The 26,439-nt window shown below is 71.1% G+C and carries 29 protein-coding genes; 13 read left to right on the plus strand and 16 right to left on the minus strand.

Features of this window, described 5'->3' with window-relative positions; genetic code table 11:
- Positions 1–8: 8 nt before the first annotated feature.
- The 4 genes from AB0J02_RS36005 to AB0J02_RS36020 form a co-directional block, all read right to left on the minus strand.
- Positions 9–962, minus strand: coding sequence for a YihY/virulence factor BrkB family protein (locus tag AB0J02_RS36005; RefSeq protein WP_363198057.1), 954 nt, complete (start codon positions 960–962; stop codon positions 9–11).
- A gap of 165 nt (positions 963–1,127) precedes the next feature.
- A complete protein-coding gene (locus AB0J02_RS36010) occupies positions 1,128–1,322 on the minus strand; it encodes a hypothetical protein (protein ID WP_363198058.1) in 195 nt (64 codons plus the stop codon).
- A gap of 148 nt (positions 1,323–1,470) precedes the next feature.
- Positions 1,471–2,715 carry a globin domain-containing protein gene (locus AB0J02_RS36015; protein ID WP_363198059.1) on the minus strand — a complete coding sequence of 415 codons (1,245 nt, stop codon included), beginning with the start codon at positions 2,713–2,715 and terminating at the stop codon, positions 1,471–1,473.
- Between the two features lie 145 nt (positions 2,716–2,860).
- A complete protein-coding gene (locus AB0J02_RS36020) occupies positions 2,861–3,391 on the minus strand; it encodes a hypothetical protein (protein ID WP_363198060.1) in 531 nt (176 codons plus the stop codon).
- 318 nt (positions 3,392–3,709) lie between these two features.
- Between AB0J02_RS36020 and AB0J02_RS36025 the strand changes: the two genes are divergently transcribed.
- Positions 3,710–4,135 carry a cupin domain-containing protein gene (locus tag AB0J02_RS36025; RefSeq protein ID WP_363198156.1) on the plus strand — a complete coding sequence of 142 codons (426 nt, stop codon included), beginning with the start codon at positions 3,710–3,712 and terminating at the stop codon, positions 4,133–4,135.
- A gap of 84 nt (positions 4,136–4,219) precedes the next feature.
- On the opposite strand, the gene AB0J02_RS36030 is transcribed toward AB0J02_RS36025, so the two are convergent.
- The 3 genes from AB0J02_RS36030 to AB0J02_RS36040 all read right to left on the minus strand — a co-directional run bounded on the left by AB0J02_RS36030 (position 4,220) and on the right by AB0J02_RS36040 (position 6,466).
- Positions 4,220–4,639 carry an ATP-binding protein gene (locus tag AB0J02_RS36030; RefSeq protein WP_363198061.1) on the minus strand — a complete coding sequence of 140 codons (420 nt, stop codon included), beginning with the start codon at positions 4,637–4,639 and terminating at the stop codon, positions 4,220–4,222.
- Positions 4,636–5,508, minus strand: a complete 873-nt coding sequence (locus tag AB0J02_RS36035) for an MEDS domain-containing protein (RefSeq protein ID WP_363198062.1) — start codon at positions 5,506–5,508, stop codon at positions 4,636–4,638. Before AB0J02_RS36035 ends, AB0J02_RS36030 begins: the two co-directional genes overlap by 4 nt.
- A gap of 166 nt (positions 5,509–5,674) precedes the next feature.
- Complete coding sequence (locus tag AB0J02_RS36040) at positions 5,675–6,466, minus strand: sulfite exporter TauE/SafE family protein (RefSeq protein ID WP_363198063.1); 792 nt, start codon at positions 6,464–6,466, stop codon at positions 5,675–5,677.
- 99 nt (positions 6,467–6,565) lie between these two features.
- On the opposite strand from AB0J02_RS36040, the gene AB0J02_RS36045 reads away from it, so the two are divergent.
- Positions 6,566–7,321: a helix-turn-helix transcriptional regulator gene (locus AB0J02_RS36045; protein ID WP_363198064.1), complete on the plus strand. Its 756-nt coding sequence runs from the start codon at positions 6,566–6,568 to the stop codon at positions 7,319–7,321.
- A gap of 48 nt (positions 7,322–7,369) precedes the next feature.
- On the opposite strand, the gene AB0J02_RS36050 is transcribed toward AB0J02_RS36045, so the two are convergent.
- A complete protein-coding gene (locus AB0J02_RS36050) occupies positions 7,370–8,362 on the minus strand; it encodes a hypothetical protein (protein ID WP_363198065.1) in 993 nt (330 codons plus the stop codon).
- Positions 8,363–8,700: 338 nt separating this feature from the next.
- Positions 8,701–9,822 carry an NAD(P)/FAD-dependent oxidoreductase gene (locus tag AB0J02_RS36055; RefSeq protein WP_363198066.1) on the minus strand — a complete coding sequence of 374 codons (1,122 nt, stop codon included), beginning with the start codon at positions 9,820–9,822 and terminating at the stop codon, positions 8,701–8,703.
- A gap of 190 nt (positions 9,823–10,012) precedes the next feature.
- Between AB0J02_RS36055 and AB0J02_RS36060 the strand changes: the two genes are divergently transcribed.
- Both AB0J02_RS36060 and AB0J02_RS36065 read left to right on the plus strand, forming a co-directional pair.
- On the plus strand, positions 10,013–10,603 hold the full coding sequence (locus AB0J02_RS36060) for a TetR/AcrR family transcriptional regulator (protein WP_363198067.1): 591 nt from the start codon (positions 10,013–10,015) through the stop codon (positions 10,601–10,603).
- A 155-nt stretch (positions 10,604–10,758) separates the two neighbouring features.
- On the plus strand, positions 10,759–10,911 hold the full coding sequence (locus tag AB0J02_RS36065; RefSeq protein WP_363198068.1) for a hypothetical protein: 153 nt from the start codon (positions 10,759–10,761) through the stop codon (positions 10,909–10,911).
- 11 nt (positions 10,912–10,922) lie between these two features.
- Here AB0J02_RS36065 and AB0J02_RS36070 read toward each other — a convergent pair whose 3' ends face one another.
- From AB0J02_RS36070 to AB0J02_RS36080, 3 genes are all read right to left on the minus strand, one after another.
- Positions 10,923–11,963, minus strand: a complete 1,041-nt coding sequence (locus AB0J02_RS36070) for a YdcF family protein (protein ID WP_363198069.1) — start codon at positions 11,961–11,963, stop codon at positions 10,923–10,925.
- A gap of 192 nt (positions 11,964–12,155) precedes the next feature.
- The gene (locus AB0J02_RS36075) at positions 12,156–13,601 is read right to left on the minus strand and encodes a cytosine permease (RefSeq protein ID WP_363198070.1); all 1,446 of its coding nucleotides are present in this window, start codon (positions 13,599–13,601) and stop codon (positions 12,156–12,158) included.
- 34 nt (positions 13,602–13,635) lie between these two features.
- Positions 13,636–14,592, minus strand: coding sequence for a flavin reductase (locus tag AB0J02_RS36080; RefSeq protein WP_363198071.1), 957 nt, complete (start codon positions 14,590–14,592; stop codon positions 13,636–13,638).
- A gap of 182 nt (positions 14,593–14,774) precedes the next feature.
- Between AB0J02_RS36080 and AB0J02_RS36085 the strand changes: the two genes are divergently transcribed.
- The 7 genes from AB0J02_RS36085 (at position 14,775) to AB0J02_RS36115 (ending at position 20,386) form a co-directional block, all read left to right on the plus strand.
- Positions 14,775–15,395 (plus strand): amino acid synthesis family protein, encoded by a 621-nt coding sequence (locus tag AB0J02_RS36085; RefSeq protein ID WP_363198072.1) that lies wholly within the window; start codon positions 14,775–14,777, stop codon positions 15,393–15,395.
- On the plus strand, positions 15,392–15,943 hold the full coding sequence (locus AB0J02_RS36090; RefSeq protein ID WP_363198073.1) for an amino acid synthesis family protein: 552 nt from the start codon (positions 15,392–15,394) through the stop codon (positions 15,941–15,943). The genes AB0J02_RS36085 and AB0J02_RS36090 overlap by 4 nt, the downstream gene beginning before the upstream one ends.
- Before the next feature lie 6 nt (positions 15,944–15,949).
- On the plus strand, positions 15,950–16,690 hold the full coding sequence (locus AB0J02_RS36095; protein ID WP_363198074.1) for an alpha/beta fold hydrolase: 741 nt from the start codon (positions 15,950–15,952) through the stop codon (positions 16,688–16,690).
- Complete coding sequence (locus AB0J02_RS36100) at positions 16,683–18,215, plus strand: aldehyde dehydrogenase (RefSeq protein WP_363198075.1); 1,533 nt, start codon at positions 16,683–16,685, stop codon at positions 18,213–18,215. The genes AB0J02_RS36095 and AB0J02_RS36100 overlap by 8 nt, the downstream gene beginning before the upstream one ends.
- A 1-nt stretch (position 18,216) precedes the next feature.
- Positions 18,217–18,465: a tautomerase family protein gene (locus AB0J02_RS36105; protein ID WP_363198076.1), complete on the plus strand. Its 249-nt coding sequence runs from the start codon at positions 18,217–18,219 to the stop codon at positions 18,463–18,465.
- A 53-nt stretch (positions 18,466–18,518) separates the two neighbouring features.
- Positions 18,519–19,562, plus strand: a complete 1,044-nt coding sequence (locus AB0J02_RS36110; RefSeq protein ID WP_363198077.1) for an LLM class flavin-dependent oxidoreductase — start codon at positions 18,519–18,521, stop codon at positions 19,560–19,562.
- Between the two features lie 122 nt (positions 19,563–19,684).
- Entirely contained in the window at positions 19,685–20,386 is a 702-nt protein-coding gene (locus AB0J02_RS36115; protein ID WP_363198078.1) for a GntR family transcriptional regulator, read from the plus strand.
- Positions 20,387–20,409: 23 nt separating this feature from the next.
- Here the strand turns inward: AB0J02_RS36115 and AB0J02_RS36120 are convergent, their stop codons facing one another.
- Positions 20,410–21,765, minus strand: a complete 1,356-nt coding sequence (locus tag AB0J02_RS36120) for a hypothetical protein (RefSeq protein ID WP_363198079.1) — start codon at positions 21,763–21,765, stop codon at positions 20,410–20,412.
- Between the two features lie 113 nt (positions 21,766–21,878).
- Here AB0J02_RS36120 and AB0J02_RS36125 point away from each other — a divergent pair, with 113 nt between their 5' ends.
- Positions 21,879–23,129 carry a molybdopterin-dependent oxidoreductase gene (locus tag AB0J02_RS36125; protein ID WP_363198080.1) on the plus strand — a complete coding sequence of 417 codons (1,251 nt, stop codon included), beginning with the start codon at positions 21,879–21,881 and terminating at the stop codon, positions 23,127–23,129.
- Between the two features lie 316 nt (positions 23,130–23,445).
- Here AB0J02_RS36125 and AB0J02_RS36130 read toward each other — a convergent pair whose 3' ends face one another.
- Genes AB0J02_RS36130 through AB0J02_RS36140 form a run of 3 tightly spaced genes read right to left on the minus strand, consistent with a single transcriptional unit; the run spans position 23,446 to position 25,579 of the window.
- Positions 23,446–24,234, minus strand: coding sequence for a class I SAM-dependent methyltransferase (locus AB0J02_RS36130; protein ID WP_363198081.1), 789 nt, complete (start codon positions 24,232–24,234; stop codon positions 23,446–23,448).
- Complete coding sequence (locus AB0J02_RS36135) at positions 24,231–24,848, minus strand: DUF2064 domain-containing protein (RefSeq protein WP_363198082.1); 618 nt, start codon at positions 24,846–24,848, stop codon at positions 24,231–24,233. Before AB0J02_RS36135 ends, AB0J02_RS36130 begins: the two co-directional genes overlap by 4 nt.
- Entirely contained in the window at positions 24,845–25,579 is a 735-nt protein-coding gene (locus AB0J02_RS36140; RefSeq protein WP_363198083.1) for a glycosyltransferase family 2 protein, read from the minus strand. The genes AB0J02_RS36135 and AB0J02_RS36140 overlap by 4 nt, the downstream gene beginning before the upstream one ends.
- A gap of 114 nt (positions 25,580–25,693) precedes the next feature.
- On the opposite strand from AB0J02_RS36140, the gene AB0J02_RS36145 reads away from it, so the two are divergent.
- Positions 25,694–26,434, plus strand: a complete 741-nt coding sequence (locus tag AB0J02_RS36145; RefSeq protein WP_363198084.1) for a response regulator transcription factor — start codon at positions 25,694–25,696, stop codon at positions 26,432–26,434.
- The last annotated feature ends 5 nt before the right edge of the window (positions 26,435–26,439 follow it).

The raw sequence follows: 26,439 nt of genomic DNA on the forward strand, positions 1-26,439 counted from the left end.
GCGCCGCCTCACACTCCGGGATCAGGCGCGGCGGGGCCGGGCTGCAAAGCGCGTGCCGCTTCGAGCTGAGCCGCGAACGACAGGCCGAGGAACAGCGCCACGGAGGTGAGATACGCCCACAGCAGCAGCGACATGAAGGCGCTGAGCGGTCCGTAGACGGTGTCGAACGAACCGCTGACCGAGAGATACAGACTCAGTCCCCACGTCAGCAGCGACCACAGCACCAGATACACGGCCGCACCGAACGCCAGCCACGTATAGCCGGGTTGCCGGCGGCGTGGCGAGCGCCGGAAGATGGCACTGGCCGAGAACAGTGCCAACACCAGGCCCAGCGGCCACCGCAGGACGTCCCACACGGCGTTGAACCTGTCACCGAGGCCGTAGACCGACACGGCCGCCGCACCCAGATCGCGTCCGGCCACCATCATGACGAAGCCGAGGCCCAGCGGTAGTCCGGCGCACACGGCCATGACGAGTCCGCGCGCGTACTTCTTGAGGAACGGGCGGTCGCGCTCGTTGCCGTATATGCGATTCGCGCCGCGCTCGATCTGGCACATGCCGGTGGTGACGTTGGACAGCGAGAACGCCAGGGCGAACCAGAGAGCGACTTGCGTGCCCCCGCCCGCGGTTCGCCGGCCTCTGGCCAGGGCGTCGTCGACCACCGCGGCACTCGGGCCCCGGGCGATCCGGTGCATGGTCACTTCCGCGAACCGCCCGATGCTCTCGGTGTGCAATGTCGTCGACAGGCCGACGAACACGATGGCGAGCGGGATCAGCGCCAGCACTGTCTGCAGAGCCAGTGCCCGGGCGTGGCTGAACCCGTCCGCGTAACGGAACCGGACGAAGGCATCCCGCAGCAGCTGCTGTCCTGCGTAGCGGCGCAGAGCGGCGTACGCCTCGTCGCCGGAGAGCTCGTCGCCCCGCATGTCCCGCGTCTCGGGGACCTTGGTCGCCGTGCCCATCTCCATCCGCTCCCCAGGTCAGTGGGGCACGCACCGCGTGCGCTCCGCGTGCACCTGTGCCCCCGAATGCCGTCGGCAATCGAGGGGGCCGCGACGTCGCGGGTACAACGCGACGCCCCCGGGGCCGTCGTGCTCGCTCCGGGGGCGTGATGACGCGGGTGCGGCCTACCGGTAGCCGTCGCTGTCCCCGGGGCTCCTGTAGCCCGGCTGGTCCTTCTCGGGGAGCAGGGGCCGGGTGTCGTCCTCGCGGGGCTTCTCGCGCTCCGGTGCCTGGCGCTCGCGCCCGGGATCCCGGCGGGCCCGCTCATCCTGCGGATCGAACGGATCGGTCGGGTCCTGCCAGTTGTTCCGGTCAGCCATGACGACTCCTCGGGTTGGTCCGTGGTCCGACACGACCCACGGTGAGCCGGTCACCCGCGGCGCGCATGTCGGGGCGACCGCGACCACCCGACCGGACGCACTCGTGTGGCGAGCGGTGCCTGCGTGCCACCCGTGCGCACGGCGCTTGCTACTTGCTGAGCCAGAGGTCGGGACCGAACACCTCGTAATGGATGGCCGCGGGGCCGAGGCCATGAGCGAGCAGGTCACTGCGGACCGCTTGCATGAAAGGGAGGGGGCCGCACAGGAAGGCGGTCGTGTCCTTCGGCAGGAGCAGACCCGAGACGTCCGCCCGGCCCTCGCGCACGTGCGCCGTCGGTGTCCCCGGCTCACCCGGGGCGTCGCCGAAACTCTCGTACCACTCGGCGGCGCGGTCCTCGTACCACAGGTGCAACGAGGCGTCGCGGAGCCGGTGCACGAGTTCGGCCAGCTCCAGGCGGTGGGCGTGCTGGGCGGGGGAGCGGTCGGCGTGGATGACGGTGACGGGCCGGTCGGGCGAGACGGTGGCCAGGTGGTCGAGCATGGAGAGCATGGGGGTGATGCCGATGCCCGCGGAGGCGAGGAGCAGGGGGCCGTCGCCGTCGGGGAGCACGAGGTCGCCGAAGGGCAGGGAGACCTTGAGCGTCCGGCCGGGCCGGGCGTGGGCGTGCAGCCAGGAGGACACCTCTCCCTCGGGGACGAGGTCGTCGGTGGAGCGTTCGCGTTTGACGGTGATGCGCCAGGTCTTGTGGCCGGGAGCGGCGGACAGGCTGTACTGGCGTATCTGTCGTGCTCCGTCGGGGAGTTCGACCTGGACGCTGACGTACTGGCCGGGCAGGAAGGGCTCGGTGGGCAGTCCGTCGCGGCGGCGCAGCACGAAGGAAGCGGTGTCGGGGGACTCCTCGGTGCGCTCGTCGATCTCCATGTCGTGCCAGACGAAGCCGTTCTCCACGCCGGCTTCGGCGTACAGCCGGGCCTCCATGGCGATGAGGGCGTTGGCCATCAGCCAGTACACCTCGTCCCACGCGGCTGCCACGGCGGGAGTGACGGCGTCGCCGAGTAACTCCTCTACGGCTCCCAGCAGATGGCGCCCCACCAGCCTGTACTGGTCGGAAGTGACGCCCAGCGAAGCGTGTTTGTTGGCGATGCGGCCGAGCATGGCGTCGGGACGCTCGTCGGGGTGATCGACGAGGGCGGTGGCGAAAGCCGCCACCGCCCCCGCGAGCGCCTCACTCTGGGCGCCGTTGGCCTGGTTCGCCCGGTTGAACAAGCCGCGCAGCAGGTCCGGGCGTTCCTCGAACATTCGGCGGTAGAAGAGTTCGGTGATGGCGCCGAGCGAGGCCCCGACCGCCGGAAGGGTGGCACGGACGACGGATGCCGACTGTGTGGAGAGCAAGCTGACTCCCAATAGCTCGTGTGACACGCGCACGTGTTACACAAAACAACGTGTCTGTGAAATGAGGTGCACGATGCATGTGCAGAGAGCGCGATCCTAGCCAAGGGGTTCGGGGGACCGAGGGGGAATCAGCGAATCCGGAAAGTCACGCGGCGCGGTACAGGCCGCGGCCGGCCCGGCGGATACGGGACGTGCCGACCAGGCGGTCGAGGGTGCTGCGCACGGCGTTGATGCTGCCACTGTCACTGTCGCGGCCGAGGGCCGCCGCGACAGTGCGCGCGCGTACGTCGGTGTCACCGGCCTCGGCGAAGTAGTCCAGGATCTGTTCGGTGAGCTTGCCGTACTTCGTCTGCCCGTCGGACTCGTCGGTGTGCTCGGCCGGTTCATGGGCCTGAGGTGCGGTCGAGGGCTCCACCGCGGGCGCCTCCCGCCTTTCCCCGCGTGCGGCCGAGCCGGTCACATGCGGGGGCGCGGTGCTGACGGTTCCGGAAGGCCCGAGGGAGGGCAGCAACGTCTGAAAGGCCTCCAGAGCGCGCTGGACGGAACGGAGATGGGCGACGACCGCGGCCAGTTCCCGCTCCAGGGCCTGCCGCTGGACCTCCAGCCGGGCCAGGTCCTCCTGCAGGCTCTCGGCGGTGACCTCGATGTCGTGTGCCGCATGGGTCCCGGAGACCATGTGTTCCTCTCGTCCTGAGTCATCGAATGGCGAGTGCGCCCGGGCGTGCTTCGATGCGCCGCCGCGCTCGCACTACAGTTACCACTCTTCATCATACGTAGGGAACACTTTCGCCTTCGACGTTGGATGTTTGTCTCCCTGCTGTGACACGCACCGCCACATCACGAGCCGGGCCGACTTACGTGTCACAGACCCGCACCGTGTCCGGTCACCCTTGATGAACGGTCATGGAGCCGCGCCCGGCGGACGGAGCGCTCTGCCCATGACATGGCGACGCACGGAAGGTGCTCAACAGTGTCGGACAACCACGCAGCGCACATGCACGGAGCCGGTGACGAGACGGCGTCGGAAGGCTGGATGAAGGCGGCACAACTGCTCCAGGACGCCGCGCCGCTGACGATCCCCGCGGGCGCCTCCGCGATGACCATCCAGGTCGAGTGGGAGCCCGGCGATCCGGGCACCCCGCCGCACCGCCACTCGGGCCCCGCCTTCGGGTACGTTGTCGAGGGCGCGGTCCGCTTCGAGTTGGAGGGCGAACCCGAGCGGGTGGTGGAGGCCGGCGGCACGTTCTGGGAGCCGGGTGGCGACGTGATCCACTACCAGGACGGGAACGCGCTCAGCGACGCGAGGACCCGGTTCGTGGTGACCATGATGTGCGCGCCGGGAAAGCCCATGCTCGAACTCGTCTCCAAGGAGGAGCTGGCAGAGCGCGCCCACCTGCGTGCCCCGCGGCCCGCGAAGTGAGGGCAATGGGCACGTGAGTGACATCGTCTGAGCACAACGTGTCACTTGTGACATCACATGTTGCCCAGGGGGCGGGCGGGACGTTCAGTGGGGCAGCCGCATGATGAGGGCGACGATGGCGCCCCTGGTGTCCGAGGAGATGGTCAGCTGGTCCGTGCTGAGGGCGGCGATCCACAGTCCGCGGCCCCCGCCGGGGTCGCCGGCCCCGGGAGCCGCTGGCGGGGTGACATCCGCGGTGAACCCCGGCCCGGCGTCGTGGACGTGGCATTCCAGATGGCCGTCGGCGCGCTGCAGGGTCAACATGCCGCCGCCACCGGCGTATTGGATGGCGTTGGTGGCGACGGCGTCGATGGCCACGACGAAGTCGCAGCGTCGTACTTCGGACAGGCCCTCGCGGTCCGCGTACTGGTCGACGAGCATCCGTAGCCGGGGCAGGTCGCCTCGCGTGAAGGGATATTCCAGCACGGGGGTGTCAGCCTGGTCGCCGCGGCCGGGTGCTGTCATGTGCGGCTCACCTCCCTGATGAGGAGATGGGGGATGCGGCCGGGGTCGGCGCGGCGCAGGAGGCGGGCCACTGTCGAATGACAGCGCACCTCGACCGATTGGTGCGCGCAGGACGCGACCAGTCGCAGCAGGTCCATGGTGCAGGCGGCGCTCAGGAAGCTGAGCCCCGACAGGTCCACCGTCAGCCCTTGGGCGTCCGCGGTGCGCGCCAGCCCTTCGCGCAGCGCGGCGATGAACTGTTCCCGGGTGGCGATGTCCGCCTCACCGGCCAGCCGCACGACGGTGTCCGTGTGTTCGGCGTGCAGGGCTCCTAGGTGGGGCAGCAGCCGGCACGGGTGGGCTTCGTGCATGGCGCCGAGGACCTCGTCGGTGAACCAGCGGCTGTCGTAGGAACAGACCTCGGTGTAGGGGCGGTCGGTGAACAGGTGCTCCGCGTGGGACTCGCGGTACATCATCACCGCGACATCGGCGTTCAGATCCCCCACCCAGTGCATGTCGATATAGGTGCGCAGTCCCCGGTAGCCCTCCGCCAGGGCCTGCTCGGTCTCTTCCTCGATGCGCTGCCACTGCCGCTCGGGGGTGAAGTGCCGGTCGGGGTGGATGAGCGCGCGCATGCTGCTGACGACGAGCTGGCCCCGGTCGCGGGCGATGCTCAGGAGCGGGCCCGGCGTGTCCAGCCGGTTCCACACCTGGTCCTCGGCCACCTGTGGGGCGGCGAAGAGCATCACCTTCTCGCGCTTGGCGAGCCCCGTCCACGTGAACGCGGCCACTACGTCGCCGCCCGCGTCGTCGTCGTTGTAGCTGGCAATCGCATGGTCGCCCGCCCGGAGCTGCTGTACCGGGATCGTGGCGACAGGCGCCGCGTCCATCACTCACCTCCAATCCAGGGCTCGGTGAGATCTGCCGCCCCAACGTAGCCAGCCGCGGGCGCCGGGCCGGCCACATGTCGGATACCGGTGGACCGGCTTCCGGATCGCCGTTGACGGTGACCGGGTCGGCGCGAAGATGCCCGATTCTTATCGGTTCTCGGCTGTCTCAGCCCGTCACGGCCACCGTCGCCCCCGCCGCCGCGAGCAAAGTGACGTAGGCCCAGGCGTGCAGCGCGTCCGGGATCCGTGGCGGCCGGCGCCGCAGACCGACGATCACCGGCAGCGATCCCGCGAGCAGCGCGAGCGCGGGCAGGACGTCCACCGTGCCCACGAGCCCCGGGGCATCCGGTGCGTTTCCGTGCAGCAGAAGCGAGACGAGCAGGGCAGGGGCGACGGTCACGAGGGTGAGCGGGTTCGCCAGCGCCGCGGCCACGGGCATCGACGCCCCCGCGCGGCGCATCAGCGGAACCGTCATCACGCTGCCGCCCACACCGAGGAACGAGGCGATCCCCCCGATCGGCACACCGAGCCAGGTCGGCATGGCGTGCGTGCGGGCGGCCCGGGACGCGACGGAGGCCGGCCGGAGGAATCCGGGGCGCGCCACGAGATCGACGACGGTCGCCGCGACGTAGAGCACGAACCCCCAGCGGATGACATCGCCCGGCGGGAGGCGGGCGGCAGCCGCGCCGAGCGCGCCGCCGGTCGCGAGCAGGAGGAACAACGCCCAGCGCCCGCGCAACCGTGCGAGCACCTCGCGCCTGGTGGCGAGGGTGGCCACGACCGCGTTGACCAGCATGACCAGGGCCGAGGTCGCGGTGGCGACGCGTACCGCGTCGTCGCCGAGCGCGGCATCCGCCACCGTGATCACCGGGACGGTCACGAAACCGCCGCCGAAGCCGAAGAGGACGGTGGTGACACCGACGAGAAGACCTATGAGAACGAGTACGAGTTCGGACACCTGACGATTCCACCGCGCCGCGGTGGTGTCCAGCAATCGACACTGTGACCATAAGCTTCGTGTGTCAGCCACCAGCGGTCCAGGCCCTAGGCTGCACAGGTGCGCAACACCTCGATCGACGACCACGACCACCTCCCCGTGGACGTGCTCCCCATCGGTACCGACTACCCGCCGGACTTCCTGCTCGCCCGGCACGCGCACCGCCGGGCGCAGTTGCTCTACGGCGCCTGCGGCGTGATGCAGGTGGAGACCGACGAGGGTTCGTGGACCGTACCGGCCGACCGGGCCGTGCTGATCCCTCCGCGCGTACCGCACGAGGTCCGCATGCTCGGCGTCTCCACCTGGAGCCTCTACGTCGAACCGGACGCCGTGCCGTGGTGGCCGACCTCGTGCACGGTCATCGAGGTCGGGCCCCTGCTGCGCGAACTGCTCCGCGCCGCGAACGACCTCGACGCGGACTACGACACGGCCGGCCGCGACGGCGCGCTCGTGCGCCTCGCCCTGCACGAACTGCGCCGGATGACGCCGGTGCCCTTCGCGATCTCCCTCCCGCGTGCCGACCCGTTCCGTACGCTCTGCCGTGCCTACCTGGCCGCGCCCGACGCCACGCTGACGAACACGGACTGGGCGCGTTCGGCCGCGATGAGCACGCGCACCTTCGACCGGCGCTTCCGGGCGCTCACCGGCACGAGTCCCGCGACGTGGCGTGCGCGGGCGCGCCTCCTCGCGAGTCTCCCGCTGCTCACGACCGAGAGCGTGACCGCGGTCGCCTCCCGCCTCGGCTACGCCTCGCCTGCCGCGTTCACGGCCGCTTTCTCCCGCGCGTTCGGCGCCCCGCCGTCCCGATTCAGGTGATCGGAGTGCGGGGGAGCACGGAACTTACGTACCGCAGGCCCGTGCGCGTCATTCGTACATGACGTACGACGGACGCGGGGTCAGGGCCAGTACCTCGGCGGGTGTCATCAGGCGGCCGCCGCCCTCGGCGTCCTCCTCGAAGAACAGCTTGAAGCCGGTGTGCAGTCGCGGGGGCATCGCGTCGACCAGCTGTTTCCAGGTCTGGCGCTTGAGCTGCGGGGAGCCGATCCCGTCGGCGCTCTTGATGACGGCGACACCTTTGGGCACCTTCAACCGCTGTTCGTCACGGACGACCGACTCGGCGACCTGGTGGTAGACGAACACCTTCTCCGGGAGGTCGTGTTCCTCGACGAGGGAGGCGAGATAGGCGGCGATCCGGGTGAGTTCGGCGCCGCTGGTGTGGCCGTAGGTGTTGCCCGGTACTTGGCCGGAACTCATTTCCCATTCCGGGTCCAGGGCGATGCCGACGTCCGGGTGCACGAGCCATTCCCGGAGGGCCTTCACCTCGTCGAGGGGAGCCGCGCGGCCCGGCTGGATGTTCAGCAGGAGCAGGGCCTTGTGGTCGCGGGCGGCCTCGTGGAAGGCGCGGACCGTCTTGTCGGGGGTGCGGCTGCGGTACGTGCCGTCGGGGCCGGGTCCCGCGTTGGCGACGACGGCCAGCAGTTCGAGGACCGGTAGCACGGTGCGGCCGTCCGCGTAGGCGCGGCCCCGACGTTCGATCTCCGCGACACGGTCGTCCAGGTCGCCGGTGCCGAGTCGGCCGAGGGCGGCGGCGCCGGGCAGTCCGCAGTAGCCGACGAGCCGGTGTTCGGGAAAGAGTCGGCGTCCGCCGCGCGGCAGTTCGGGGCGGCGGTGCGTGGGCTTCGGCGAGGCGGTCCGTGAGGTGCGTGCGGAAGGGGTGGGGCTCGGGGCGCTTTCCTCGGCGGCGGACGTGCTGCAGCCGGTGGCGAGCGCGGCCGCGCCCGCGGCCCCCGCGCTGAGCAGCGCGCGCCGCCGTACGCCGCCCGGGCTCGTGCTGTCGGTGTGACCGTCTGTCCGCACCTCGTCTCCCGTCCGCCGCCGAGGCGCGTGCCGTGACGGCTAGTCGTGATCATCGTCGACAGGGCGCCTTGCCGCGGGGTGAGGGGGCAAAACGTGCGTCGGCGGGGCCGTTCCAGGGCTCCGGGCACCCGGGCCCGGCATGTGTCGCAGTGCGCCTACGGGTCGACCGGCACGGCGGCCCCGGGCGTCGCCGGCGTCGGGGTGGGCCGGTCCCGCACCGTCGAGGACGGCACTCGACGACTCTAGGTATCGAGTCGGGACGCCATAGGCAAAAGGGAGAAAAACGCCTTCGCGCAACGCCGTTTCGCGACGCGGAGTCCGGCGGCGCGCGGCGGTGTTCAGGCCGCGCGGTCGTCGTCACCGAGCAGGTGCTCGGCGCCGCCTTCGAGGAGCCGGGCCATCTCGGCGGACCGGGGGAGCATGGTCTTCTCGTAGACGCGTACGGCGTCCTCGACGGTGGTGGCGTCGCGGAGAGCCGCGGCGAGGTCGGCGGCGTCGAGCATGGCGAGGTTGACGCCGACGCCGAGCGGGGGCATGAGGTGGGCGGCGTCGCCGAGCAGGGTCACCGTCGGGCTGTGCTCCCAGGTGTGCGGGACGGGCAGGGCGAGGATCGGACGATCGACGTAGGGGCCGTCGTTGTCGGTGAGTATCCGCAGCAGGCGGGGCGACCAACCGGCATAACGGTCCAGGAGCAGGGAGCGGATGCCCTCGGTGTCCTGGGGCGTCAGGCCGCTCGCGCGGATCCAGTCGGCCGGGACGCGCTGGATGAGGTAGACGCGGATGTGGTCGCCGCCGTTGCGCTGGGCGAACATGGCGCGTTCGCCGTCGGCGACGTGGGCGCCGCCTCGGCCGACCAGTCCGGCGATCTCGGCGTGACGGTCGTCGACGTCGTCGAACCACGCTTCCAGGAAGCTCACGCCGCTGTATTCGGGGACGGCGGGGGAGACGGCCGGCCGGACCCGGGAGCGGGCGCCGTCGGCACCGATGACCAGATCGGCCTCGACGGTGGTGCCGTCGGTGAAGTGCAGCCGCCGGGGCCCCTCGGCGGGCCCGCTGACGTACTCCAGCGCGTGACCCCAGTCCACGGTCCCGGGCAGGAGCGAGTCGAGCAGGAGGCCGCGCAACTGTCCGCGGTCGATCTCCGGCTTGAACATCTCGTCGTCCGCCGGGACTTGGTGGGACGTGATCGTGCCGGTCGGGTCCATCTGACGCATCTCCTGGCCTTCGGGGCGGGCCAGTTCGAAGAACTGGTCCAGCAGGCCGGCCGCGCGCAGGGCGATCTGGCCGTTGTCGGCGTGCAGGTCCAGGGAGCCGCCCTGGTCGCGGGAGTCGGGACCGGCGTCGCGGTCATGGACGGTGACCGTGATGCCGTGCCGTTGAAGGATGCGGGCGCAGGTCAGCCCGCCGGGGCCGGCCCCGATGATGCTGATCCGGGCGTGGGCGGGGTGCGGTGAAGTCATGGCTGTGCCTTTCGCGAGGGGCGGGACAAGAGGGGCGGAGGCCGCAGGCGGGGCGGCGAGCGTCGGCCGCGGCGCAGGGCGCAAAGTGTTCCGCGACGCCTAAAAGGAGAGTACGTAAAAAAGTGGTACGTGACAACTTATCTGCTGGTTCCACTTAGCTATGGATACCGCTATCGGCTACGATCTCGCCATGACCGAACCCCCGATCGGCCGCCGCGAACGCAAAAAGGCGGCCACCCGGCAAGCGATCGCCGACGCCGCTCTCCGTCTCTTCCTGGAGCGCGGGTACGACCACGTGAGTGTCCGGGATGTCGCCGAAGCGGCCGACGTCTCGCCTACGACGGTGTTCAAGCACTTCACCGGCAAGGAAGCCCTCGTCTTCGACCAGGAAGAGAGCACGGACGCCCGGCTGACCGCCGCGGTGCGCCGGCGCGAATCCGGTCAGGACGTCATCGAGGCCCTGCGCCGGCACGTGCTGGACACGTGGCTCCCGATCGCGGCGCATCCTCAGAGGGAAGAGTTCAACCACCTGGTGGAGTCCACCCCGGCGCTGCGCGCGTACGCCGAGCGCATGTGGATCCGGCACACCGACACCCTCGGCGCGGCCATCGCCGACGAGTTCGGCGTCGAGCACGGCAACCTCGCCTGCGCGGCCCTCGCCCGCTTCGCTCTGGATGTTCCCCTGCTCGCGCAGGGACAGAAGGACCGCCGAGCCGCGGTGGAGGAGGTCTTCGACATCCTGGCCAACGGCTGGCGGCCCCCTGCTGAGCCGACCGCCTGACGCGGACGACCGGAATCCCGTCTCCCGATCGAGGGGGACGGGTGGAAGCGGTGGTCGGCCTGTGCCGTCGCCTTGAGACTGGGCGGTGGCGCCGACCGGTGACGGCGCCTCAACTCCGGTTCGGGAAAGGGAAACAGATGCGTCTTCGGCTCCGTGTGACCGCTGTTCTGTTCGTTGTCGTGTCCGCCGCGGGGGTTCTCGCGTCGCAGGCCGCGGCGGCGCCGATGCCGTGGGACAGCCACACCGTGGCGTCCGACGTCACGCCCGACGGGAACTGGGAACCGCACGGGCGTCACGAGGGCGACTGAACGGTCTCTCGTCAGGACCCGAGGAATTCGGCGTGACCCGTCGACGGCCAGCCCAGCCACCAGATGAACAAGCCGCCCAGCAGGAGGAGCAGGAAGATCGCGGCATTGGTCCGGCGGTAGGTGAGCAGGATGGCGACGAACTCACGCATCACGGCGCTCGGCCAGAAGTACGCGGCCGTGGGGGCGCCCACGACATGGCCCCGCACGCCGGTGCGGCGGGCGGTCACCGCGGCGCGGAAGACGTGGTAGTTGTTCGTGACGATCACGCACCGGTAGTCCGGACGTGCCTTCTGCATCAGCGCCTTGCTGAACGTCAGGTTCTCCTCGGTGGTGGTCGAGCGGTCCTCGCGCTCGATGAGGTCGGCCGGGAATCCGCGTGCGACGAGGTAGTCGGCCATGGCGTGCGATTCCGGCAACTCCTCGTCCGGCCCCTGCCCTCCGGAGGTGAGGAGCACGGGTCGCTTTCCTCGGCGCGAGAGCGTGGCGTGCTCCTTGCGCGCCCGGTCGAGACGGCTGGCCAGGAGGGGCGGCACGGTGCTGCCGCCGACCAGGCCCGAGCCGAGCACCACCACGTAATCCGCCGCGCGCCGGATGCGCAGACGCTCGTAGAGCGTGGCGTAGAGCAGGAAGCAGAGGAAGAGGAAGCCGACGTACCCGGCGAGCGCGACAGCGGTTCCCGCTACGACCACGAGGGTGTGCGTGTGCAGGACCAGCGCGGTGATCAACAGGGCGACGAGCGCGACCAGGACGATGCCCGCTCCCAGCGAGAGCAGATTGCCCGGGCTCCTGCCTTCCTTGCGCACCATGGTGATGCCGTTGGCGAGCAGGAACCACGCCAGTGTGACGATGCCCAGAGCCGCGAGAACCAGCAGAGCGACCGCCATGTCGTGGCCCAACTGCGGTTTTCTGGAAGCGAGTCGCAGGAAGAGCGCGGCCGCGGCGAAGACGAGGGCGAGCCCCAGGAAGACGGCGTTGCTGACCCTGCGGCGGTCACGCACCACTCCGAAGCAGCAGACGAGCAAGCATACGAGCGATGGGGCATAGGCCAACATGCGCACATGCTACTGAGGTGCGTGAGGGCCCGGACGCCGGCCTTCCGGGTACAGGGGGGACACTCCCGGGCCCGGCCGGACGACGACGCCCCCAAAACAGAGGCTGACCTCGGCCCCGGGCCGTACGGCACGCAGGGCCTGATCCCCTCAGGTGAGGCGGGTCAGGCCCTGCAGTCGTGGTCCGTGACGGTGTCAGGTGCGGGTGGCGAGGTCCGGGGCCTGTCCGGAGGGTTCCGCGGCCGTGTCCGTGGGGCCGTCTCCGGTCGCGGTCCGTTGCCAGAGCGGCTTCAGTCGGTACGTCAGCAGGTACAGGACGGCCGTCACCCCGGCCGCGACGAGCATGCTCAGGTCGCCCGCTCCGGGGTGGGCGGCGGCGAACGCGCCCGTGTACAGGCTGGACTGCCAGAACGGGACGGATGCCAGGACACCGCCCGCCCAGGCCGGCAGCCCCCAGCCGAGCACCCTGGAACGGTCGTAGAGTTCGGCGATCCGCCGGGGGTCGCTGCGTCCGCCCAGGTAGAAGTCGAGGAGGAGCACCGCGGCGAAGGGGGCGATGAAGTACGCGGTCAGGTTGAGGAAGACCTTGAACTTGTCCTCCGTACCGGACGCGCCCCACAGGCTGATGACGTAGGCGAGCACACAGATCGCGACCACTGCCTGGGAGCGGGTGACCGGGACCTTCAGGGTCTGTACGGAGATCGCGCCGCCGTAGACGTTGAGGAAGTTCTGCGCCAGCGCGGACAGGCCCACGGCGATGAGGGCGGGGACGGCGAACGGGCCCGCCAGTTCGTGCAGAGCGGCGATGGTGTCGGTGCTGGAGGCGGAACCGCCGACCACCACGCCGAGAATGCCGAGCCAGCAGATGGTGGCGAAGTTGCCGAACCCCGTGTACCAGGCGGTGCGCCGGACGACCTTCGGGGTGTCGGGCAGATAGCGCGAGTAGTCCGACGCGAAGGGCGCCCAGGCCACGAGGAAGGCCAGGAACCACCCGCCCAGAGTGATGACACCGCCACTGCTGCCGACGTATCCGGCGGCCTGCGGGTTGGCGGCGAAGAGGCTTCCGCCGCGCACCACGGCCACGACGGTGATCAGGAGGAAGAGCGGGGTCAGGACGTAAGTGAGCATCCGCTGAAGGAAGTTGATCATGTTGTAGCCGAAGACGGCCACGACCACTTCGACCACGGTGAGCAGGGCGGCGCAGAGCCAGTACGGCAGATGCGACAGTTCCGCGAACGCCTTTCCGCCCAGGATGACGGTGACCGCGGCCCAGCCGATGCCGGAGAAGACGTTGATGTAGGCGACGGGCAGGAAGTTGCCGTAGAAGCCCAGCGGGCCCCTGGCCTGGATCTGCTGGGGTACGCCGAGGCGCACCCCCATGCGGGACATGACGGCCATGAGCAGGGAGCCGATGGCGGCCCCCGCGACGATCGCGCCGACGGCGGCGGGAAAGCTCAGCCCGAACCAGGCGGCGCTGAAACCCAGCAGGATCACGGGGAAGTTGAGGCCCGCGGCGAACCAGACGAAGAACTGCGAACTCGGTTTGCCGTGGCGCTCGCTGTCGGGGATGTGGTCGACGCCGAAGGGCTCGACCTTGGTGACCGCGCTGCCGTAGACGGGGCCCTGGGAAGCAGGTGTCATGGCGTGCTCCGGGGGAGTCGGGGGAGGGGGCGGGTCACCACGGGAGCGGCGCCGTCCGCGAGATGTCGAAGAAGCCGCCGCCGCTGTAGACCAGGGGCGCGCGATCGTCGTCGTGGTGTGCGGACACCACGCGGCCGGTGAAGACGGTGTGGCTGCCGACCTCCAGCCGTTCGGCGATCTCCACCTCGAGCTGGGCGCTGGAGCCGTCGATCAGCGGCGCGCCGTGCTCGCCGGGAGTCCACTGGAGCTCGGCGAACTTGTCGGCGCTCTTGCCCGCGAAGGTCCTGGCGACATCGAGCTGGTCGGCGGCGAGGATGCTGACGCCCAGGTGGGTCGCGCGGTGCAGCGCGGGGTGCGTGGACGAACTGCGCTGGACACAGACCAGGACCATGGGCGGGTCGAGCGAGATGCTGGAGAAGGCGTTGACGGCCAGGCCCTTGGGGGTGCCCGCGTCGTCCGTGGTCACCACGGTGACGCCGGTGATGAACTTGCGGTGCACGCCCTTCACCGGTCCCGGGTCGACCGCGGCGGCGTGACCGGTGGTGATGATGCCGAGGGCTTCCAGGAGCTGCCGGGAGTCGAAGGTGACCCACTCCTCGGCGATCGTGTCGCCGTCGAAGCGCGCGAAGGTGGCCCCGGACACCTCGACGGTCCGCTCGGTGGGCGGTACCCCGAGGAAGGCGCCGGTGTGCCGCCCGGTGCTGCGCCAGCGGACGGCCAGCCGGTCGCCGTCCTCGACGAGATCCTCGATCTCGGTGCGCAGATCGGGAAACGCCTCGCGCACCGCGCTGATGGACGCCTTGAACTCGGTGCGGTCCTGCGCGGTGCCCGCCGGTCCTCGGCGGCGCACGTACGAGGGCTCCAGCAGGTCGTCCAGGGCGTGCACGTCGCCCAGGTTCCAGGCCGCGTCCCAGGCGGCGGTGAGGCGGGCCGAACGGTCCGTGCCGGCGGGCACTGCGGTGGGGGCGGCGTGGTCAAGAGTGCGGCTCATGACGATCCTCTCGATCGGACTCTTGTATGGCACAGGACCGTAAGAATGGACCGCATGCACTGTCAATGCTTCCGTCGGATTTCCCTGTATGTGACGGGCAATTATGGAGAACTGCATGGTCAGCGCCCATTGATTGCGAACCCCTCTTGACGCTGTTCCGGTCGGCTCCTAGCCTCACTGCCATGGCACAGCAGCAACGAACAGGCCAATCGGCCGACCTACGCAAGGTGGTCACGGTCACCGACGAGGTCCTCCTGGAGCTCGGGCGGCCGGTCGCCACCGTGGTGCGCCGCGTCGCCGCGGCAGCGGTGATCCGCAACCCCTGGGCGGGCCGGAGCTTCGTCGCCGACCTCCAGCCCGACGTGGAGACCGTCGCGCCCGGCCTCGGCCGACTGCTCGCCGGCCGCCTGGCCGAGGAGCTCGGCGGCGTGGAGAACATCGAGGCCTTCGGGAAGGCAGCCGTGGTGGGGCTCGACGGGGAGATCGAGCACGGCAGCGCCCTCATCCACACCCCGTACTTCGGCAATGTGCTGAGGGAACTGGCCGAAGGCACCTCGATCATCGTCTTCAGCGACGACCGCCTCGCGGCGGGAGAACCGCTGACCGTTCCCGTGTGGCACAAGACCGCCGCCGCCACCCGCACGCACTACCAGACGGTCCAGATCCGGGTGGCGGACGCACCGCGCCCCGACGAGATCGTCGTGGTCGCCGCCGCCGCGTCCGGGCCCCGGCCCAACGCCCGTATCGGAGACCGCCGTTCCGACCCCGTAGTCCGCCTCGCCGACCTGGAGAACGCCCGATGAAGCTCCGCAAGATCGTCACGTACGTCGAAGACATCCACACCGAGGGCGGCCGCCCCGTCGACCCGGTCGCCCGTACGGCCGTGGTGCTCGCCGTGATCGAGAACCCCTGGGCCGGCCAGGGTTTCGTCACCGAGCTGCTGCCCGGCATCGACGAAGTCGCCCCGCAACTGGGCGAGTTGCTCGCCCCGCGCGTCGTGGAAGCGCTCGGCGGGCCCGTCGAGGCGTACGGCAAGGCCGCGATCGTGGGCCTCGACGGGGAGATCGAGCACGGCAGCGCCCTGATCCACACGCTGAAGTTCGGCGATCACTTCCGCAAGGCCGCGAACGCCACCACCCTGCTGCCCGCGGTGGAGAAGCGGGCCGTCGCCGGCGCGGTCTTCGACATCCCGCTCAAGCACATCACCGACGCCACGATCCGCTCGCACCACCAGAGCATCGAGGTACGCGTTCCGGACGGCCCGCGGGCGGACGAGATCGTCATCGGTCTGGCCGCGGCGTCCCAGGGCCGTCCCCAGGCGCGCCTCGCCCCGCTGGCGAGCGAGCAGTAGGCCGCCATGGGCAAGCCGACCCTGGTGCTGCTGCACGGTGTCGGGCTCGATCACACCATGTGGGAGTCCGCCGGCGCGCTGCTCACCGACCGCTTCACGGTCCTCGCCCCGGATCTGCCGGGACACGGAACGCGCCCACCCGTGGACGACCGGGTGACCCTGGCCGAACTGGCCGACGAGGTGGCCGCCGGCATCCCGGCCGGCTCACACGTCGTCGGGTTCTCGCTGGGGGCGCTGGTGGCCCAGCATCTCGCCCTGCACCGGCCGGAGTCGACCGCGACGCTGACCTCGGTCAGCTCGGTCTGCCGCCGTACACCGGACGAACGAGCCGCCGTCCGGGCCCGGTTGCACACCGCGGAAGCCGACTTCGAGGCCAGCACAACAGCGTCCCTGGAACGCTGGTACGCGGGCACCGCCGTCCCGCCCGGCATCGTCCGGCGGACCGAGGCCACCCTGCGCGCCAACGACATCGGCTCCTTCCTCGCCTCCTACCGGGTGTTCGCCACGGCGGACGCCGAACTCGCGCCGCACCTGGCCGGGATCAGGGTCCCGTCGCTGGCGGTGACGGGCGGTGACGATCCCGGTTCCACCCCGGAAATGACGCACAGACTGGCCGACGCGCTGCCCGACTGCCGGGCCGTGATCGTCCCCGGTGCGCGTCACATGCTGCCCGTCGAGCGGCCGGAGGCGCTCGTCGAAGCTTTCACCACGTTCATCGGGTCGATCGGAGAGAGTGCATATGCCTGACCCCACCGGCCACGCCGATTCCCTCGGCCCTGCCGACCCCACCGGCCTCACCACCTGGCACCACTTCATCGGCGGGGCCTGGGCCGAGCCTGCGGCGGGGGAGTACTTCGAGAGCACGGACCCGGCCACCCGCCGCACCCTGTACCGGGCGGCCCGTGGCACGGCGGCCGACGTCGACCGGGCCGTCGCGTCCGCCCGGGCCGCTTTCGAGGACCCGGCCTGGCGCGACCTGAGCCAGACCCGGCGCGGACACCTGCTGCGCCGCCTCGGCGACCTCATCGCCGAGCACGCCGACGAACTCGCCCTGATGGAGGCGCGGGACAACGGCAAGCTGCTGCGCGAGATGCGCGGCCAACTGGCCTCCGTGCCCGAGTACTTCCACTACTACGCCGGCCTCGCGGACAAGATCCACGGCTCCACGATCCCCACCTCGGACCGGCGGGTGCTGAACTACACGGCCCGCGAACCGCTCGGCGTCGTCGGCGCGATCACCCCGTGGAACTCCCCGCTGACCCTGACCACCAGCAAGCTGGCGCCCGCGCTCTGTGCCGGCAACACCGTGGTGATCAAGCCGTCCGAACACACCTCGGCCACCGGGCTGCGGCTCGCCGAACTCGCGCTGGAGGCAGGGTTCCCGCCGGGAGCGGTCAACGTCGTCACCGGATTCGGCGCGGAGGCCGGACAGGCCCTGGTCGACCACCCCGGCCTCGCGAAGATCTCGTTCACCGGGTCCACCGCCACCGGCTCGCGCATCGCGGCGGCCACCGCGAGCCGCTTCATCGGCTCGACCCTCGAACTCGGCGGCAAGTCACCGCAGATCGTCTTCGAGGACGCCGACGTGGCCAACGCCGCCATGGGCGTGATCGCCGGTGTCTTCGCGGCCGCGGGACAGACCTGCATCGCCGGCAGCCGGGTGTTCGCCCACCGCTCGGTCTACGACGAACTGCTCGACCGGGTCTGCGAACGCGCCAAGAGCATCCGCATCGGCGACCCGCTCGACGAGGCCACCGAACTCGGGCCCCTGGCCTTCGAGAGCCAGCGGGACAAGGTGGCCGCCTACGTCGAACTCGGCCGGAGCGAGGGCGCCCGCGTCCTCACCGGCGGAGCACCCACCGACGGCGGGCTCGGCGGCTGGTTCTACGAACCCACCGTCCTCGTCGACGTCGACAACACCATGCGAGTCGTCCGCGAGGAGATCTTCGGACCCGTCGTGGCGATCATGCCCTTCGACACGGAGGAGGAGGCCGTGCGCCTGGCCAACGACACCGAGTACGGCCTCGCGGCAGGCGTCTGGACGACCAACCTCTCCCGCGCGCACCGTGTCGCCGCCCGCCTCGACGCCGGCACCGTCTGGGTCAACACCTACCGGGCCATGTCACCGATGTCGCCGCGCCAGGGCTTCAAGAGCAGTGGCGTCGGAGTGGAGCACGGAACCGAGGTGGTCAAGGAGTACACCCGCCTCAAGAGTGTCTGGATCAACACGAGCGAGGAGCCGCTGGCCGACCCGTTCACGATGCGCGGCTGAGATGCCCCAGGTCACGATCACCATCGCCGAAGGACGCACGCCGGGGCAGCTCCGCACCCTGCTGCACGAGGTCCACGAAGCCGTACTGCGCTCCGTGGACACCCGGCCCGAGCACATTCGCGTCGTCGTCCACGAAGTCCCCCGCACGCACTGGGCCACCGGCGACCTCACCCTCGCCGAGATGCGGGCCGCCGCTTCCACCGACGGGAGCGGGCACGGCCGGGACGCCGCCTCGCTCCCACCACCGTAGAGGCCTCGCCCCCACCACCGCAGAGATCACCGAACCGTTTAGAAGGAGCCGTCATGAGGTTTTCGCTGTTCGTACACATGGAGCGCTGGGACGAAGAGAGCAGCCACCGGCAGCTCTTCGAGAACCTCTCCGAACTCGCCCTCATGGCAGAGGCCGGCGGATTCAGCACGGTGTGGGTGGGCGAACACCACGCGATGGAGTACACCATCGCCCCCAGCCCCATGCCGATCCTGGCCCACCTGGCCGCGAAGACGACCACCATCAGGCTCGGCGCGGGGACGATCATCGCCCCCTTCTGGCACCCGGTCCGGGCCGCGGGCGAGACCGCGCTCCTCGACGTCATCAGCAACGGACGCATGGAGGTGGGCGTCGCCCGCGGCGCCTACCAGATCGAGTTCGACCGCCTCACCGACGGGGTCAAGGCCACGGACGGCGGCAAGCATCTGCGTGAACTCGTCCCCGCCGTACGGGCGTTGTGGAAGGGCGACTACGCGCACGACGGCGAGATCTGGCAGTTCCCCACGTCCACGAGCGTGCCCAAGCCGGTGCAGCAGCCCACCCCGCCGATGTGGATCGCCGCCCGCGACCCCGCCTCGCACGACTTCGCCGTCTCCCAGGGCTGCAACGTGATGGTCACCCCGCTCATGAAGGGAGACGAGGAGGTCGCCGCGTTGAAGGAGAAGTTCGACACCGCCGTCGCCGACCACCCCGAGGTGGCGCGCCCCGATCTCATGGTGCTGCGCCACACGCACGTGCACGCGCCGGAGGAGCCGGAGGGCTGGCGCCCCGCGGCGGAGGCCATCAACCGCTTCTACCGCACCTTCGACGCGTGGTTCGGCAACAAGGAGACCCCGGCCAACGGATTCCTGGAGCCGAGCCCGCGGGAGAAGTTCGAGGAGCGCCCCGAGTTCACTCCCGAGTCCCTCCACCGCACAGCGATGATCGGCACACCGGCCGAGGTCGTCGAGCGCTTGCGTGCGTACGAGGAGATGGGCGTCGACGAATACAGCTTCTGGATCGACAACAGCCTCTCGCACGAGGAGAAGAGGGCCTCGCTGGAACTCTTCATCAAGGAGGTCGTGCCGGCCTTCCAGTGAGAGACGGCAGGACGCCGACCACTGTCCGGTCTTGCATGGCAGATGAGCCCTGAGCGGCCCCTGGGTGGTGTGTGCGGGTGGGATGTTGACGTCGGCATCTCTCGTCACTACCGTCTTGTGCCATGCAAGAACCCACGGGGCGAGGAAGCAAGCGGCTCCCCAAGGCCAGTATGCAGGCCCAGGTAGCCGGTGAACTGCGCCAGATGATCATCGGCGGCGAGCTTCCGCCCCGGTCCAGCCTCTCCGAGATGGCGCTCTCGGAGACCTTCGGGGTGAGCCGTACCCCCATCCGCGAGGCCCTCAAGCAGCTGCAGACCGAAGGGCTCGTCGAGATCCGCCCGCGCGTCGGCACGTTCGTCGCCGTCCCTTCCCACCGGGACGTTGCCGAACTGTTCCAGATGAAGGAACTGCTGGAGGGTGCCGCCGCCCGCCTGCTGGCGCTCCGCGGCCGGGTCGCCGAGACGGACCGCCTGGAGTCCGTCATGGCCGAGGCCGACGAGGCGACGCGGGCGGGGGACGCGGAACGCTACGGGAAAGTGGTGCACGAGTTCCACGAGCTGATCGTCATGGGCGCCGACAACGGCAAACTCGTGGCGCATTACCGCACCCTCATGAACCAGCTGGCCTACGCCCGCCTCGTGCGCACCGCGCTCGCCCAGCCGGGCCGTCTCAGCGAATCGGACCACGAACACCATCAGGTCCTCGACCTGATCCTCGCCAAGGACGGCAACGGCGCCGAACGCATGATGCGCGAGCACGTCCGCCGCAGCCACCAGGCGCTCCTCGCCGCCTGGGACGCGGAGGAGGACACCTCGCCGGAGTAGGCCCGGCGGTGGTCGGCCCAAGGTCACCACCCGGTGAGCAGCAGGTGGTTGATGGCCAGCGCCAGTACCACCTGGGCCGTGAGCCAGGCGCGGGGGCGGGGGAGGAGCGCTCCGGATGCCAGGAGCCAGACGGCGAACGGCAGCCAGATGCGTTCCGTCTCCGCCTTGCTCATGCCGGACAGATCGGCGATCAGGAGGGCCGCCAGGGCGGCCACGACGAGCAGGGCGAGGCGGGTGCGGGGCCCGGTGGGACGCGGGCGTGGCAGCAGGCGCGTCCCGGCCCGGCGCAGCCCCGCCACGGTCGCCGGTCCGACGATGAGGACCGTGCAGGCGAGGTTGGCCCACACCCAGTAGCCGTAGGGGCGGACGCCACCCGCGCCCTGGTAGTAGCGGGTGGTCAACAACCGGTACGCCTCCCACCAGTTGAACCCGGCGAGAGTGAACGCTGTCGGGACGACAGCGAACCCGGCGAGCAGCAGGGCCAGGGCGACCGGTCGCTCTCGGACCCGGCGCGCCCCGAGGAGGAGAACGGCCGCCCCGACGAGGGCCATGAGCGTGAGCCCGTACGAGAGGTAACAGGTCAGGCCGGACAGGAGCCCCGCCCCGGCCGCCCACACCACGGAGCGTCCGGTCACCGCGAGCGCGAGCAGGGCCACGGCCCAGGCGGCGACGGCCGCGAAGTAGGCGTCGGCCGACGCGCCCATCCACACCGCGGCCGGTGCCAGGACCAGGAACGGAGCCGCCCGCCGCGCCAACTCCTGCGACGCGAGGGCCCGTACGGTGACCAGTACGGCCACGGACGCCGTCGCGCCGATGGCGACGCACCACAGCCCGGCCCAGCCACCACCGCCCAGACCGATCCGGTCGAGCAGCACGAAGGTGAGCGGCGCCGCCGGCGGATGTCCCGCGGTGTGGGCGGGCCAGTGATCGGGGGAGTCGATGAGGATGTGCCGGGTGTAGTCGCGCAGCGTGGCGGGGATGTCCTGGAAGCGGTCGACGACTTGTAGGTACTCGTATTTGGTGGTGAGGCGGACGGCGACGCCCCGGTGCCAGCCGTCGACGAGCGCGAGGCAGAGGATCCAGGCGGTCGCCGTCGCCCAGGACACGGCGAGCAGAACGCGCCAGCGCAACACCGCCGCGAGCCGGGGACCGTACGCCACGGTCGCGGCCGCCACCGCGAGCGCCGCCGGGGTGCCCGGTCCGACATGGGGCAGCCAGTTGGCGTACAGCGGCGGCCAGCCGACGTGGAGCGTGTGCCGGGCGGACTCGATGTGGCGGCCGATCAGCACGGCCGCCACCACGAGGAGGGCGGCCGCCGCGACGGCGTACAGGTCCCGGCGGCTGCCGCCGGTCCGGGCAGAAGGCTTGGTGCGGATCACACCGGAACGCTAGGCCGGGTCCGGGCCCCGACAGCGCTGTCCGGGCCGGACGTCAGCGTTTCGTCATGGGTCACGGCCCCGGTTCGGGGCTGATCCCGTCCTACGGTCACAGCATGCGTGACATCCCCCGCTTGCCCACCACTCCCGGTTTCTGGCGCAGCCCGCTGCGCGGCCCCGGGTTCACTTCCGTGCTCGGTCTCGCCCTGCTCGTCGGCATCGCCGTGCTGTTCGTGACGGGACTCATCTCGTACGCCGCGTACAACCCGGACCTGGCGCCGGTGAACGACAAGACCCCCGACAAGGGGCTCCTCGGCTTCTACCTCTTCGCCTGGCCCACGCACCCGCACTGGCTGTACCGGCTCACCCAGGGCGTGCACGTCACCCTCGGCATCACACTGATCCCGGTCCTGTTGGCCAAGCTGTGGTCGGTGGTGCCCAGGCTGTTCGAGCTGCCGCCGGTCCGCTCGCTCACCCACGCGCTGGAACGTGTATCGCTGCTCCTCCTGGTCGGCGGTGGCCTCTTCGAGTTCGCGACGGGCGTGCTCAATGTCCAGCTCGACTATCTCTTCCCCGGCTCGTTCTACCGGCTGCATTTCTACGGGGCATGGGTTTTCATCGCCGCCTTCGTCGCGCACGCGGTGCTCAAGCTGCCGACCGCGCTGCGCAATGTGCGGCGCATGCGCCAGGGCGGAGAGGAGGCGGGGGAACAGGGCGGGCTGGTGGCCGTGCGGCCGGATCCGCCCTCCGTGTCGCGGCGCGGGGCCCTGTGGTTCGTCGGCGGTGGCTCGCTGCTGCTGTTCGCCACGACCGTTGGCCGCAGCTTCGACGGCCCGCTACGGCGCACCGCGCTGCTCGCCCCGCACGGCGGCGCCGAACCCGGCACCGGACCGAACGGTTTCCAGATCAACAAGACCGCCGCCTACGCGGGCATCCGCCCGGCGGAGACCGGCGAGGAAACCTGGCACCTGGTCGTCACCGGACGCTCCGGAACGGTCCGCTACAGCCGCCCGCAACTGCTTCAACTCGCCCTGCACAGCGCGGCTCTGCCCATCGCCTGCGTAGAAGGATGGTCGACATCCGATCAGACGTGGAGCGGCGTTCGGCTGCGGGACCTCGCGGCGCTCGTCGGCCACGGCGACGACGCGCCGGATGTGTTCGTCGAGTCCCTCCAGCGCCACGGCGCGTTCCGTCACGCCGCGCTGCGCGCCAACCAGGTCGCCGATCCGCGCTCCCTGCTCGCCCTCTTCGTCAACGGCGAGGAGCTGTCCCCCGACCACGGCTACCCGGCGCGCATCATCGTGCCCGCCGCGCCTGGTGTGCTGAACACCAAATGGGTGGCCCGGCTGACGTTCGGAAGGGTGTGACCGTTGTGCATCGGATCCCGCTCGGCAGTCCGTTCCAACTCCTCATGCTGGTCTGCTCGTTCGCGCTCGCCGCCTACGCGGGTGTACGGCTGCTCGACGGAGACCGGCTCGGCGTCACCCTGTGGATCGTGGGGGCGGCGCTCCTGCACGACCTCGTCCTGCTGCCGCTCTACTCGGTCGCGGACCGGGCGCTGCTCGGGGCGGCCCGGATCGTCGGGCAGCGGAAGCGGGCCGGCTTTGTACGAGTCCCGGCCGCGCTGTCCCTGCTGCTCCTGCTCGTCTGGTTCCCGCTGATCAGCGGGAACCAGAACGCGCGCTACAAGTCGGCCACCGGCCTCGCCGCGGACGGTTTCCTGTCCCGCTGGCTGCTGATCACCGCGGTGCTCTTCGGTGGTGCGGCGCTGTCGCTGGCGTGGTCGCTGACCCGGCCCGCGCTGCGGGTGCGCAGCGCGGCGAAGCGGCGGCCGCCCGACGCCCATTGAGCGACGGGGAGGAAACCCGCCCGTTCCGCGTGCCGCAGCAGGGCACGGGTGCCCAGCCGCGCCCACGGGAACGGGCGGCCGCCGGCGCGGACGTCGCTGACGCCGACGACCTGTACGTCGGTGCGTTCGTCGACCTCCACCGGCGCGGTCTCGGCAAGCAACAGGCCGCCAGGGGCGAGGAGTTCGGCGACGCGTGTCAGCAAGGCGTGGGGCTCGCCACCGATACCGATGTTGCCGTCCATGAGCAGCACGGTGTCCCAGCGCCCTTCGCCGGGCAGCGGCTCGAAGACGGAGCGGCGCAGCGCCGGGCCGCCGAGGCGCGCGGTGCGGTCGACCGCGGCCTCGCTGACGTCGACGCCGAGGACCGTGCGACCGCGCGCGGCGAGCTCCGCCACCAGGCGTCCCGGCCCGCAGCCCACGTCGAGGACGGCGCCCTCGCACCGGTCGAGGACCGCACGGTCGACCGCGTCGGCCCGCGCACACCAGCGCTCCACCTCCAGGGGCAGCAGCCAGCCGTCGGCGCGGCGCAGGAACAGCGGGCCCCGCCCGGCGCGCAGGGCCACGGCGTACGGGTCGGCGGCGGCCCACGGCGCGGCGGCCGGGGGCGCGGGCGGTGCGCTCATCGGCGTGCCTCCGCCGCGCACAGTGCCAGGCGCGCGGCGAATCCGCCGTCGGGCGCCAGCGCGGCGACGGCCCGCGCGTCGTCCGCGGTGTCGACATCGCGCAGGGCCGGAAGATCGCGTACCCGCAGCCCGGCGACGACGAGCCGTTCACGGAGCACGGCGCCCGTCATCGGTGTCGACATCGGCACACCGCGCAGCAGCCCGGGAGCGGGCGCGGCCAGGCCCAGCGCCCAGAACCCGCCGTCGAGCGCGGGCCCGAACCAGGCGTCACAGCCGGCGAAGTCCACGTCCAACAGCTCGGGCGTCACCTGCGGGGTGTCCATACCGATGAGCAGCGCGGGCCCCGCGCACCCCGCGAACGCGGCCGCGAGCCGCTCGTCGAGGCCGCCCGCGCACTGCGGTACGACATCGAAGCCGGACGGCAGCCAGGGCCCGGGCTCCCCGTCGAGAACGAGGACGCGCCGTGCCGCCGGGGTGGCGGCTACCGCGCGCAGGGTGTCCGCGAGCGCCGCCTCGGCCAGCCCTGCCGCGTCCTCGGGCGTGAACGGCGGGGTGAGCCGTGTCTTCACCTTCCCCGGAAGCGGTTCCTTGGCGATGACGAGAAGTGTGGTCACAGGGGCCGCCCTTCCTGAACGGGCGTGTGCTGTACGGGAGTTGCGGCACCCACAGGTGGCTCCGACAGCACTCGCCGCATGTCCCGCACCGCGTGCCAGGTACCGCGCCAGGTCCCCGTCACCTTGGAGGCACCGGTACGCGGGAGGTACGGCACGTCGTGCTCGGTGACCCGCCAGGCGGCGTCGGCCGCCCGCACCACCATCTGCAACGGGTAGCCGCTGCGCCGGTCGGCGAGGTCCAGCGCGAGCAGCTCCGCACGGCGTCCGGCGCGCAGCGGCCCGAGGTCGTGCAGAGCGAGGCCGGTCCTGCGCCGCACCATCCCGGCCAGGACACGGTTGCCGACACGGGCGTGGACGGGCCAGGCGCTCCGGTGCACCGGGCGGCGCCGCCCGAGCACCAGATCGGCCGCTCCCTCGCGCAGCTCCCGGACGAAGGGCACCAGGAGCGCGGGGTCGAGCGAGGCGTCGCAGTCGCAGAAGCAGACGATGTCGGCGCGGGCCGCCACCAGGCCGGCCTGGCATGCGGCACCGAAGCCGCGCCGCGGCTCGTGCACCACCTCGGCGCCGAGGCGGCGGGCGAGCGCGGCCGAGCCGTCGGTGGATCCGTTGTCGACGACGAGTGCGCGCCAGCCGGGAGGAATACGTTCGAGCACCCAGGGGAGGGCCTCGGCCTCGTTCAGGCAGGGCAGGACCACGTCGACTGCTTGGGGTGGGGTTGTCACGGCTTTCACCCTACGAGCGAGAAACGGGCATTCCGGACTCTGGTTCCTTACGAAACACGGACGTCCACGCGTGTGCGAGCTTCCGCTCCGCCGCCACCGGCATCGAGGTGTCAGGCTGGAGGAATGCAGCAGTCATACGAGCCCACGACGGAGCCGGCGCCCGATGGGGCCGCCCGGGTCCTGGTCGTCGACGACGATCCGACCGTCGCCGAAGTCGTCACGGGCTACCTGGAGCGGGCGGGCCACGTCGTCGACCGCGCGGGCGACGGTCCCGAAGCCCTCGCGCACGCCGCCGCGCACCGTCCGGACCTGGTGGTGCTCGACCTGATGCTGCCCGGCATGGACGGCCTGGAAGTCTGCCGCCGGATACGGTCCCGGGGCCCCGTCCCCGTGATCATGCTCACCGCCCGCGGCGATGAGGAGGACCGCATCCTCGGCCTGGAGGTCGGCGCCGACGACTACGTCACCAAGCCCTTCAGCCCGCGCGAACTGGTCCTGCGCGTGGAGTCGGTACTGCGCCGCGCCCGCCCCGCCGGCGACCGCCGGCCGGTGCGCGCCGGGGGCCTCACCGTCGACCCCGCCGCCCGCCGTGCCACCCGCGGCGGCGCCGAACTCGCCCTCACCCTGCGAGAGTTCGACCTCCTCGCCTTCTTCCTGCGGCACCCCGGACGGGCGTACAGCCGTGAAGACCTGATGCGCGAGGTGTGGGGCTGGGAGTTCGGCGACCTGTCGACCGTCACGGTCCACATCCGAAGACTGCGCGGCAAGGTGGAGGACGACCCGGCACGTCCGCGCCTGATCCAGACGGTCTGGGGCGTCGGCTACCGCTTCGAACCGGCACGCGCCGAAACACGGCAGGACTGACGGGG

Source organism: Streptomyces sp. NPDC050264, assembly GCF_040655895.1.
Classification (GTDB): domain Bacteria; phylum Actinomycetota; class Actinomycetes; order Streptomycetales; family Streptomycetaceae; genus Streptomyces.